At 54.2% G+C, this 11,462-nt stretch carries 7 protein-coding genes and 1 riboswitch; of the genes, 5 read left to right on the top strand and 2 right to left on the bottom strand.

Annotated elements, in window-relative coordinates; genetic code table 11:
- Positions 1 to 75: 75 nt before the first annotated feature.
- Positions 76 to 927 (bottom strand): sugar phosphate isomerase/epimerase family protein, encoded by an 852-nt coding sequence (locus tag KFE13_RS02785; RefSeq protein ID WP_260705617.1) that lies wholly within the window; start codon positions 925 to 927, stop codon positions 76 to 78.
- A gap of 181 nt (positions 928 to 1,108) precedes the next feature.
- Between KFE13_RS02785 and KFE13_RS02780 the strand changes: the two genes are divergently transcribed.
- The 3 genes from KFE13_RS02780 (at position 1,109) to KFE13_RS02770 (ending at position 6,084) form a co-directional block, all read left to right on the top strand.
- Positions 1,109 to 4,576 carry a TonB-dependent receptor gene (locus tag KFE13_RS02780; RefSeq protein WP_260705616.1) on the top strand — a complete coding sequence of 1,156 codons (3,468 nt, stop codon included), beginning with the start codon at positions 1,109 to 1,111 and terminating at the stop codon, positions 4,574 to 4,576.
- 87 nt (positions 4,577 to 4,663) lie between these two features.
- Positions 4,664 to 5,626 carry a sugar phosphate isomerase/epimerase family protein gene (locus tag KFE13_RS02775; RefSeq protein WP_260705615.1) on the top strand — a complete coding sequence of 321 codons (963 nt, stop codon included), beginning with the start codon at positions 4,664 to 4,666 and terminating at the stop codon, positions 5,624 to 5,626.
- A gap of 20 nt (positions 5,627 to 5,646) precedes the next feature.
- Positions 5,647 to 6,084: a hypothetical protein gene (locus KFE13_RS02770; RefSeq protein WP_260705614.1), complete on the top strand. Its 438-nt coding sequence runs from the start codon at positions 5,647 to 5,649 to the stop codon at positions 6,082 to 6,084.
- A gap of 9 nt (positions 6,085 to 6,093) precedes the next feature.
- Here KFE13_RS02770 and KFE13_RS02765 read toward each other — a convergent pair whose 3' ends face one another.
- Positions 6,094 to 7,542, bottom strand: coding sequence for a DUF2252 domain-containing protein (locus KFE13_RS02765; RefSeq protein WP_260705612.1), 1,449 nt, complete (start codon positions 7,540 to 7,542; stop codon positions 6,094 to 6,096).
- Positions 7,543 to 7,707: 165 nt separating this feature from the next.
- Positions 7,708 to 7,899: riboswitch (cobalamin riboswitch) on the top strand.
- 102 nt (positions 7,900 to 8,001) lie between these two features.
- On the opposite strand from KFE13_RS02765, the gene KFE13_RS02760 reads away from it, so the two are divergent.
- Positions 8,002 to 10,404 carry a ribonucleoside-diphosphate reductase subunit alpha gene (locus KFE13_RS02760; RefSeq protein ID WP_260705611.1) on the top strand — a complete coding sequence of 801 codons (2,403 nt, stop codon included), beginning with the start codon at positions 8,002 to 8,004 and terminating at the stop codon, positions 10,402 to 10,404.
- A 16-nt stretch (positions 10,405 to 10,420) separates the two neighbouring features.
- Positions 10,421 to 11,440 carry a ribonucleotide-diphosphate reductase subunit beta gene (locus KFE13_RS02755; protein WP_260705610.1) on the top strand — a complete coding sequence of 340 codons (1,020 nt, stop codon included), beginning with the start codon at positions 10,421 to 10,423 and terminating at the stop codon, positions 11,438 to 11,440.
- Positions 11,441 to 11,462 lie beyond the last annotated feature (22 nt).

The raw sequence follows: 11,462 nt of genomic DNA, 5'->3' as shown, positions 1-11,462 counted from the left end.
CCGTCATAAGTACGGATCGACAACAAAATGGATAAAGGCGAGTGCAGAGATGATCGAATGCACTCGCCTTTGTTCTTAGTGAAGCCCCATGCCAGCGATAACACCACGCATATAAGCGAAGCTCTTGGTGACGCCCGGCATAGGATCGTCATCGTGGATCTCATACTCGAGGTCGACATTGCCTTTGTAGCCGATGTCGATTAGCGCGCGGAAGATGGCCGGAACTGGCATCAGACCATCGCCTACAGCAACCTGGCTCTCCTTCACCTTGCTTTCGGCGAGGTCCTTCATGTGGAGATCGAAGAGGCGAGGTCCTACCTGTTTGATCGCAGCCACAGGATCTGTGCCGGTACGCATGGTGTGTCCGACATCAATGCAGCAGCCGATACGTGAATCCATACTCTTGACTGCGGCAAGAACATCGAGCGGCGAGGGCCAGTGTTTGTCCTCGGGACCATGATTATGGATGGCGAGTTTAATGTCGTACTGCTTTACGAACTTCTCGATGCGGGGCAGGACTTCGCGCGAGGGAGCGGCAACGATGATGGGGATGCCGGCCGCTTTCACGTAGTCGAACTTGGACTTGATGTCGTTATCGTCATCTTTGTTAAAAGTGATGGTGCCTGCTGCCGTAAGCGTAAGCCCGGCTGCACGATACTCCGCTGCGCGCGAGGCGACCTGGTCTGCGGGAGTCATTGGGAGATGGACGTCCTTGAGATTCAGATAGGGCGTCTTGAGCTCTTTCATGAATTCGATCAGGTGGGCCTGGTCGAATTTACGGAAGGTGTAACTGGCGATACCGAGGCGGATAGCAGAGGTGGAAGATGCGGGAGCAGCGAAAGAAAAAGATGTGTTTGCGAAGGCGGCGGAGGCGGCAAGAGCGGTTCCGCCGCAAAGGAGGCTGCGGCGCGAGAGATTTGGGTTCATGCAGGGCATAGTAGCGGTGTTAACAGGTGGTCGTCCAGTTGGAAGTTAGCCGACAACTGGACGACCTAATCTAAGGATTTATTTCTATTGACACGTTTCAACAGATGCTGATAATTTCTCGTTCGCTCTTCAAACTATAAGTTTTTCCGGGGCGTAAGCCCCACTTTTCGGAGGCTGTGCAATGAAACGCTTACTTGGGGTTCTGTCTGTTGCTCTATGTCTTCTGGCCTTGCCGCTGTCCTCATGGGCTCAGGCGGTAAATGGAACGCTGCTCGGGACGGTCAATGATCCGACCGGGGCTGCCGTTGCGAGTGCAAAAGTAACAGCAACTGCCACGGCAACGTCGACGGTCTATCAGTCGGTAACAAACAGTGCGGGCAACTACACGATTCCCAGTCTTCCGCCAGGAACCTATTCCGTCACAGTAGAGGCCCAGGGATTCAAGAAAGAGACACACGCGAACATCGACGTGCTACTCAACAGTTCGACACGTGTGGACTTCGATATCACGGCGGGCAGTGTATCGGAAGAAGTGATGGTGACGACTGCTCCTCCGCTGCTGCAGACGGACCGAGCTGACATCTCAACAAAGCTGGAGGCCCACCAGATCGAGAATCTTCCGATGGGCACAAATCGGAACTTCCAGTCGCTACTGAATCTGGTTCCCGGAACAGCACCCGCAGTCTTTCAGCACTCGCAGTTCTTTAATGCTCAAAGTTCGCTGCAGACAGAGGTCAATGGCCAGCCGCGTATGGGGAATCTGTACCAGATTGAAGGTATCGACGATGACGAACGCACCGGTCTGTTGCAAATCATTATTCCTCCGGCGGATTCAATTCAATCAGTCGATATTTCGACGAACAACTTTGAAGCTGAGTTAGGGCGGGCGATTGGCGCAGTCACCAATGTTGTTTTAAAGTCTGGCACCAATGCATTTCATGGTTCGGTGTTTGAATACATTCAGAACAACGCTGTGAATGCACGGTCTTACTTCGGAGCCCCGTTGGGACACATGTCCTACAACAATTACGGTGGATCGATCGGCGGCCCGATATTCAAAGACAAATTGTTCTTCTTCGGCGATTATCAGGGCAGTACCGACCACGAACTGACTTCCGGAACCTACACAATTCCGGATGCTCGTTACTTTACACCGAATGCGCAGGGGTTCATTGACCTGAGCTCGATGCTGGGTGCTGCCAACTCAAACGGCTTCAAAGCAGGACAGATCTTTGATCCGACTACCGGTAACGGGAGTTCATCCAGTCCGCGTACAGCTTTTGCAAATAATCAGATTCCTATCAGCAGGGTGAACCCGGTTTCTTTGGCGATTTTGCAAAAGGTGAATGCGGCGGCTGCTCAATTCGGAAAATTGAACAGCACGCTTCCTATGTCGAATCCGACGAATAATTACACGTCGAATCTTCCTTTCACCAAGGGGACGAATAGCTGGGACGCTAAGATCGATTACACGCTGAATGAAAAGGACCATGTCAGCGGCCGCTTCAGCTGGCAGCGTGTCAATACCTTCCAGGCTCCTGCATTCGGAGCATTTCTTGGCGGTCCCGCAGGCGGGGGTTTTCAGGGAACCGGCGTCCAGACCTCTTATAGCACCGGCGTGAACTATGAACGTAGCTTTTCACCGACACTGTTTACTGAAGCGCGTTTTGGTGTAGCCCATCTGCGTAATAATTCGCAGCCAAGCGATTACGGATCGAATGATGCAACGGCGCTTGGAATTCCTGGCGTCAATATCAATCAGTTTACGAGCGGCCAGGTAGGCATCTCGATGGGCGGCGCATTTACCGGAACGATGATTGGTTATTCTGCGTCGATGCCGTGGATTCGTGGTGAGTCGAATATTGATTTCGTCAACAACTGGACCAAAATTATTCACAATCACACCCTGAAGTTTGGCGGAGACCTGCGTCGAGTCCGTGATGACCTGTTGCAGGACCAGACCTTCAGTCCCCGCGGTGTATTCAATTTTTCTGATGTCCAGACTTCTGATTCGCGTGGCACAACGAACCTCGCAAACAATGTAGCCAGCTTTCTCTTTGACCTTCCAAGCACTGTAGGACGCGACGTCAATACGATCTTCCCGGCGTATCGGCAGTGGTGGCTCTTCGGCTTCGCAAGTGATAAATGGCAGGCTACATCGAAGCTAACGGTTGACCTTGGCCTGCGCTGGGAGTTCTATCCACCCGCGACGCCGAGGCTCAACGGGGGTTTCTCAAACTACATACCGGATACGAACACGTTTGTGATTGCCGGGGTTGGCGGCAATCCGTCGAACCTCGGTATGAAGTCGCGCTATAACTACTTCTCTCCACGTACAGGTTTTGCATATCGTGCGACGGATCAGACCGTGATTCGAGGCGGATACGGAATCAGCTATATGCCGTTTGCGGATAACACGTATGCCTATAACTATCCAATCCGCTCGAACAATAGCTATACATTGCCTGCAGGAAGCCCTTATCAGGCGGCAGTGCTGGGAGATGGTGTGACCGTCGCAACATTCCAGGCAGGATTTCCGGCTCCAGTGGCCGCTCCGGTTCCTGCGAATGGATTGATCCCTGCGACAACGTCGGGATTGGCTGCTCAAAACCTGGTTTATATCCCGCTTGACTATAGGAATCCCTACGTACATTCCTGGAATGTTGCGATACAGCAGGCGCTCCCTTATGACATGTCGCTGCAGGTGGCTTATGTGGCGAATCACGGCACCAGGATCCCGGGTGCCGTGGACATCAATAACCCGCTGACTTATGGTGGAGGCAATGCATCGAAGCCTGAGTACAACTGCGTCGGCTGCCCCTCGGGAGTGCATCGCACGACCTCGACGACGGTGTACTTCAAGGGGTACTCCTCAAACTATCAGTCTCTACAGGTGCAACTGACGAAGCGCTTCAGCCACAGCTTGTCGTTTGGTTCTTCGATTACATGGGGCAAAGGGTTGGGCTATATCAGCGGTGATGATGGTGGTTTGACGTTCTTCATCAATCCTCGCCGGAACTATGCTCCGAACGATTATGACCGGGCATTCAACTATGCGCAGAGTTTTACCTACGAACTTCCTTTTGGCAGAGGACACAAGTACCTGAGCGGAGGTCCGGCGTCGTATGTTCTGGGCGGATGGAAGCTCTCTGGCATTGTGCAGGCGGTAACTGGGTCGCCATTTACTGTTTATGCGAACGGCAGCAGTCTGAATACTCCGGGAACGGCGCAGACGGCGAACCTTAGCGGGCCATATAAGGTGCTGCACGGCATCGGTGCCAATACCTACTGGCTTGATCCTACTGCGTTCACGCAGCCGTCGGGGTGCACTTCTACACCATGTACAGCACAGAATGTTGGATTAGGAAACACGGGCAGGAACCAGTTCCGTGGGCCAGGCTTTGTCCAGAATAACGTGTCGATCTTTAAGAGCTTCCCGATATGGCGTGAAGCTGCACTGGAGACGCGCCTCGATGCGTTTCAGCTGACTAACTCACCGCAGTTCAACAATCCGAATTCTGGTAGTGGCAACATTATCTCTGCAACCAACTTCGGTCGTGTGACCAGCACGCTGGGCAGCGGTCAGGGAACGGTCAACGGAGTTGGTGGAGGCCGCAGTCTTCAGGCTTCTGCGAGAATCACCTTCTAATGCTGTGGCTTTTGCCACAGAAAACTGCGGCCAGCTTCTCCATACAGAGGGCTGGCCGTATCTTTATCTTGGAGAGGAATTGAGCAGATGACTGGAATCACACGACGCGGTTTTATCAGTGGGGGCGTAGCGGCAGGGTTTGCGGCTGGGGGAGCAAAGGCAGCATTTGCTTTTGCCAGTTCTCCATTCAAAGTGGCTGTGATTACGGACGAGATATCGCAGGATTTTGATCATGCCTGCTCTGTCGCATCGAAAGACTTCGGTATGCAGTGGGTGGAACTTCGTGGAATGTGGAAGAAGAGTCTGCTGCAGCTGACAGACGCGGAGCTTACAGAGGCTGAGCAAGTCCTGGCTAAGTACAATTTGCGCGTGACGGATATTGCCAGCCCGTTGTTCAAAGCTGACTGGCCGGGTGCGCCGAAGTCAGAGTTCAGCCCTAAGAATGCTGCCCCCGTTGGCGATGTGCTGAAGCAACAGAATGAGGTTCTGGAAAAGAGCATTGCACTGGCAAAGCGATTCAAGACGGACAAGGTGCGGGGCTTTGATTTCTGGCGTCTTGATGATGTTGCTCCCTATCGTGAAGCGATGGACCGCAAGCTTGCTGAGGCCGCGGAGGTTTGCGGAAAGAGCGGAGTCATCCTGGTGCTGGAGAACGAGCCTGCCTGCAATACGGCTACAGGGCGGGAAGCTGTGCGCACGCTGAATGCTGTGAAGTCACCTCATTTTGCTTTGAACTGGGACCCCGGGAATGCTGTTATGCGTGGTGAGTTCGACGCGTATCCGGTGGCCTGGAATCTGCTGCCGAAGCATCGGATTCACCATTGCCATGTGAAGAATGCAGTCAAGGGAGCGGATGGTAAGGTGGCATGGTCTCCTGTGGGCACTGGCATCATCGATTGGACGGCGCAGTTCCGCGATCTGGCGAAGGCCGGATATCACGATGCGGTCAGCCTTGAGACGCACTGGCATGGCGGCTCATCGCCGGAAGACTCGTCGAAACAGAGCTGGAGCGGGATGAAAAAGGCCCTTCAGGACTCGGGTAATCTGTAGCGTTCGCAGAAGGGAATTGGATGATCAATCGACGGCGGTTCGTGCAAGGGGTATCGGCTGCGGCGTTAGCAGCAAAGCCCATTGCAACCATGGCGGAGACGTGGTGGGGTAGTTCCTGTCCGGATGTTTCCGTGATGCGGGAAGACTTAGATCCGGCGTACAGAGGGGATCTCGGCGAGGTAACGCATATCTTCGTCTACACAGAGAGCCTTACGGATGAGCGTCTGACGCAATATGCCGGTATGGCGCACAGTCTCTTTGGAGAAGCACCGATCACAACGTTTCCAAAAGAGTCTGTGTGCGAAGATCGCCGGCACGACCACACGCCGCAGGTGATGCTTTGCTACTCAAATGGAAGGCGTCTTGTCTATCAAGCAGTCTCCGGCAAGACGGCATCTGGCGATCAGATGTGGATCTACGGAACCGCCGGCAGCCTGAACATTTCCTTGCAGAGATAATCGTTCGATCTATTTTCCCATCATTGCTTGAACACGACGGTCCTTTTTGACGGCAGCCACCAATGCTGCATGATCGAGGATCGTTTGATCGGCGTAAGTCTCGGCCCAGTGCGCAAGCGCATTGCCCAGAGTGTTTGATTTGCCACAATAACCAGCGATGGATGCGGCATCACCAATGCGTGCATGAGCTCGGGCAAGTAACGCTCCGCAAGCCCAGACATATTCGTTGAAGGCATTGAGGCCGAGTCCTTCGACCGGGACAGAGGCTTTCAGGTCTCTCATTTGTCGCACGTAAAAATCGATAGGGCCGATGTTGGTCCATCCCAGCATGACATCGGATGATGCCTGCAGTACCCGTTGGCCTGTGACGACTCGCTTGCCCTGCTGCGTGACATCGCTTAGGTGCTGCGTAATGTATGGAGCATGTGAGGGAACGACGGCCTCCTTCACCTGAAGAAAGAGTGGGTCCTTCTCTCCATTGCCAAACAATAGAACCAGATAAGCGCGCGTGCCTACACTTCCGATTCCGACAACCCGGCGTACGACATCGACGACATGATATTTGGCGAGCATGAATTGGCGCTCGCGATGCAGCGTAGGAACGTAAGCATGAAGCGCATCAATCACTTGTTGACGCGTCTTCTTATCGACGCGCGTCTGCACAGGGGGCATATCGCGAAATCGCCAGGTTCCATTCGATAATTTTTCAGCAACCTTTTCGAGCAGCGTGGCGTTGGTTTGCTTCGTGGCCTTCAACGCTGCTCTGCGAATAACAGCACTTGCCTGTGCGTTAGCGCGCACCAGGGAATCGCGGCTGGTTGGATAGGTATGCAGATACCAGCAGTTGAGGACGCCCATGTTCTCAAGCCGGTTCATATTGAGAATGTAAGCCGAGACACATCTACGGACGGCCTCGTCGCGGGTCGTGCGTCCGCAATTATTCGCGCGCGCCGCGAGATTGACGCTCGCCGTTAGACGCTTAAGATCCCACTCCCATGGGCCAATGACGGTTTCATCAAAGTCGTTCAAGTCGAAGACAATGTCTCGCTGTGGTGTACCGAAGAGACCAAAGTTGTTCAGATGGCAGTCGCCATCGATGACAACCTGCAATCCTGTAACAGGAACATCTCCCAGATCGCTCGCCATAACCGCTGCTGCTCCGCGGTAGAAGGCTGAAGGAGAAGCGCACATGCGAGCAAGGCGCAGCGGAACCAGATCGGGCAGACGTCCTTTATTGGTGGCCATGATGATCTCGATGGCGCCTGGATGGCTGGCGGGACGGGACCATATGCCTTGCGACTTGCGAGGAAGTTTAGAGCGAAGAGCTCGTCCGGCAGCGCGGCGTTCTTCGACAGGAAGATTGCCGTGGAATGCTGCGAGGTTGTGCATCTTGATGGAAGCTTTGGTGTGGACAGGTGTTTTTGCAGTTGGTGCTTGCGTCTTCTTTAATCTCTTCAAGAGCTGCACTCCGTAGAAACGCAATGGGGTTACTGCGTTTGTTGCTGGAGAGCATTCTACGACCTTTGAAGTGAAAAACGTCTCATTTTGCGGCGCGCAAGGTCTGTGGAAAGTCTGCAATATGACCCCAATATATTGACGTTGACCTGCCGATGGGCCCTTGTTATAGTGAGTGAACTTCATGGTGCCTTGATTATGAGATCAAGGCTGAAAAGGGAATCCGGTGAGATGCCGGGACTGCCCCGCAGCGGTAAGCAGGAACGAACGCTCCTCAATAGGCACTGGTGAATCACTGGGAAGCCGGAGCAAGTAGGTAGCCTGCAGAGTCCGAAGACCTGCCATGAGGGCCGTGCCGAACGGCACGAAATTCACACACCTCCGAGGGGAAGGTGCGGTGGTCGCGGTCTGTCTGTTGCAGGCATCCTCCACTGTATCCGCTCGGAGTAAAGGATGCTCCCCATGGCGACGGCGCAGGCGACCCTCACTGACCTCGATCCGAATTTTCCATTAGCCGATACCGCGCCGCAGATGCAGGTGCGCAAACGCAACGGCACGCTTGAGCCGGTAGACGTCAACAAGATTGTGCGCGCCGTCCAGCGCTGCTGCCACGGCCTGCCGCACGTCGATCCCATCCGCGTAGCCAGCAAGACCATTGGTGGCCTGTTCGACGGAGCATCGACGCGCGAGCTGGATGCGATCTCTATTCAGACAGCGGCAGCGCTGATTGCCGAAGAGCCGGAGTATTCAAGGCTGGCAGCTCGCTTATTGCTGGCGACCATTGAAAAAGAAGTCGCGGGACAGAACATCTACTCCTTCTCTCAGTCGATTGAAGTTGGGCATCGCGAAGGAGTGGTTTCGAAGGAGGCGGCTGAATTTGTTGCAGCCAACGCGCGCAAGCTGAATAGCGCGATCGATACGCATCTCTCCGATCGCTTCGAGTACTTCGGCCTTCGCACGGTGTACGACCGTTATCTGTTGCGCCATCCTATAACGCGGCAGGTCATTGAGACGCCGCAATACTTCTTCATGCGCGTCTCTGCGGGACTTTCTGTGCGCGTCAGCGAGGCCGCGGATTTCTACCGGCTGTTAGCTTCGCATGATTATCTGCCGAGCTCGCCCACACTATTCAATAGCGGGACGAAGCACTCGCAGATGTCGTCATGCTATCTGATCGATTCACCGAAGGATTCACTGGATTCGATCTATGACTCTTACAAGCAGATTGCCTTGTTGTCGAAGTTCTCTGGTGGCATTGGCCTTGCCTTCCATCGTGTGCGCTCAGAAGGATCGTTGATTCGCGCAACCAACGGCCTCTCGAATGGAATCGTTCCGTGGTTGCGCACGTTGGATGCTTCTGTTGCCGCGGTGAATCAGGGAGGCAAACGCAAAGGAGCATGCTGCGTATATCTCGAGCCCTGGCATGCCGATATCGAATCCTTCCTGGAGATGCGTGACAATACAGGCGATCAGGCGCGGAGAACGTACAACCTGAATCTTGCCAACTGGATTCCTGACCTTTTCATGAAGCGAGTGGATGAGGATGGGATGTGGTCACTCTTCGATCCGAAGGTCGTGCCGCATCTGCCGGACCTCTATGGTGAAGAGTTCGAACGTGCTTATGTGGCAGCTGAAGCCGAACAGAAGTATATGCGGCAGGTCAAGGCGCGCGATCTCTACGCGCGTATGATGCGTACGCTGGCGGAGACCGGTAATGGATGGATGGTCTTCAAGGATGCATGCAACATCAAATGCAACCAGACAGGACTGCCGCAGAATGTGGTGCATCTCTCCAATCTGTGCACGGAGATCACGGAGGTTACCTCATCTGAGGAGACAGCAGTGTGCAACCTCGGCTCAATCAATCTCGCGCGTCATGTGACCGACGGCGCCTTTGATTTCGAGAAGCTGGCCGCTACCGTGCGGCAGGCAGTGCCCATGCTGGATCGCGTCATTGACATCAACTACTATCCCGTTCCTCAGGCAGCCTCAGCCAATAGTCGCTGGAGACCCGTGGGCCTGGGTCTGATGGGACTGCAGGATGTCTTCTTCCAGCTCCGTTATGTCTTCGATTCGCCGGAAGCACGAGCTCTGTCCGCGAAGATTCAGGAGGAGATTTACTTTCACGCGCTCACCGTCTCCTGCGAGCTCGCCGAACAGCACGGCCCACATGCGGCGTTTCAGGAGTCGCGCGCAGCGAAAGGTGAGTTTCAATTTGATCTGTGGAACATTAAGCCTGAGAACAGTCAGCGGTGGGAGCAGCTTCGCGAGCGCATCAGAAAAAATGGCTTGCGCAATTCGTTGGTGATTGCCATTGCTCCAACAGCAACGATTGCGTCTATCGTCGGTTGCTATGAGTGCATTGAGCCACAGATTTCGAATCTCTTCAAGCGCGAGACCCTGTCTGGCGAGTTCATGCAGATCAATCGCTATCTGGTGTTGGAGCTAAAGCAGCTCGGCCTTTGGTCAGAGGCGATGCGTACGCGTATCAAACTTGCAGAAGGCTCGATTCAGGGCATCAGCGAGATTCCCGAAGACGTACGATCCATCTATCGCACGGTATGGGAGATGCCGATGCGATCCTTGATCGACATGGCAGCAGACCGCGGAGCCTACATCGACCAGAGCCAGTCGCTGAATCTCTTTGCCGAGTCGCCCAACATCGGCCGCCTCAGCTCGATGTACATGTATGCCTGGAAGCGTGGCATTAAGACGACCTACTATCTGCGCTCCCGCCCCGCCACCAGGATCGCAAAAACAACTGTATCCGCCGCATCGCAGAGCACTGTGGTGCCTGCAATGAATGCGTCGGCGAGCGTTTCCTGCTCGCTTGATAATCCCGAAGCATGCGAAGCCTGCCAGTAAGTAATGGAGAGAAATTATGTCGACACAAGCACCGAATGCCATCCTTGATCCTGGCCTTTCCCTTACGCTGCGGCCGATGCGTTATCCCATCTTCTTTGAAATGTTCAAGGATGGGATTCGCAATACATGGACTGTGGAAGAGGTCGATTTCTCGACCGATCTCGTCGATCTGCGTTCGCGCCTGACGCCCGCAGAGATCCATCTGATTCAGCGATTGGTCGCGTTCTTCGCCACGGGAGACTCGATCGTTTCGAACAACCTTGTTCTCAACCTGTACAAGCACATCAACTCTCCTGAGGCTCGACTCTATCTGTCGCGGCAGCTCTTTGAAGAGGCGGTGCACGTCCAGTTCTATCTCACGCTTCTGGATAACTATGTTCCGGATCCGGATGAGCGCGCAGCAGCATTTGCTGCGGTCGAGAACATTCCGTCGATTACGAAGAAGGCTCAGTTCTGCATGCGTTGGATGGACTCCATCCAGAAGCTGGATGAGCTGCAAACGGCGGCGCAAAGGAAGCAGTTTCTGCTGAATCTCGTCTGTTTCGCAGGGTGTATCGAAGGGCTCTTCTTTTTTGCCGCATTTGCTTACGTCTATTTCCTGCGTTCGCGAGGTCTGCTGAATGGTCTGGCTGCGGGGACAAATTGGGTCTTCCGCGATGAAAGCTGCCATCTTGAATTTGCGTTTGAGGTGGTTAATGTTGTTCGCGCAGAAGAGCCGGAGCTGTTCGACGCTGAGCTTGAACAGCAGATCGTAGAGATGATGAAAGACGCGGTAAACTGCGAGCTGCAGTTTGCAGAAGATCTTCTTTCCGGCGGCGTAGCAGGCCTGTCTGTACGTGAGATGCGCCAGTATCTGGAGTATGTTGCAGACTCACGCGTTGTACGTCTGGGCATGGCACCGATCTTCGGATCGAAGAATCCCTTCGCCTTCATGGAGCTGCAGGATGTGCAGGAGCTGACGAATTTCTTTGAGCGTCGAGTCTCGGCGTATCAGGTGGCTGTCGCTGGCGAGGTGGCTTTCCACGAAGACTTTTAGTCGTACGTCGCGGAGTATGAGC

This window comes from Edaphobacter flagellatus (assembly GCF_025264665.1).
GTDB classification, from domain to species: domain Bacteria; phylum Acidobacteriota; class Terriglobia; order Terriglobales; family Acidobacteriaceae; genus Edaphobacter; species Edaphobacter flagellatus.
The sequence above is the reverse complement of the archived record's forward strand: the minus strand, read 5'-3'. Positions and strand labels throughout refer to the sequence as shown.

Coding starts and splice junctions, on each gene's coding strand:
- KFE13_RS02785 (WP_260705617.1), bottom strand. CDS start 927: ATGAACCCAAATCTCTCGCGCCGCAGCCTCCTTTGCGGCGGAACCGCT.
- KFE13_RS02780 (WP_260705616.1), top strand. CDS start 1,109: ATGAAACGCTTACTTGGGGTTCTGTCTGTTGCTCTATGTCTTCTGGCC.
- KFE13_RS02775 (WP_260705615.1), top strand. CDS start 4,664: ATGACTGGAATCACACGACGCGGTTTTATCAGTGGGGGCGTAGCGGCA.
- KFE13_RS02770 (WP_260705614.1), top strand. CDS start 5,647: ATGATCAATCGACGGCGGTTCGTGCAAGGGGTATCGGCTGCGGCGTTA.
- KFE13_RS02760 (WP_260705611.1), top strand. CDS start 8,002: ATGGCGACGGCGCAGGCGACCCTCACTGACCTCGATCCGAATTTTCCA.
- KFE13_RS02755 (WP_260705610.1), top strand. CDS start 10,421: ATGTCGACACAAGCACCGAATGCCATCCTTGATCCTGGCCTTTCCCTT.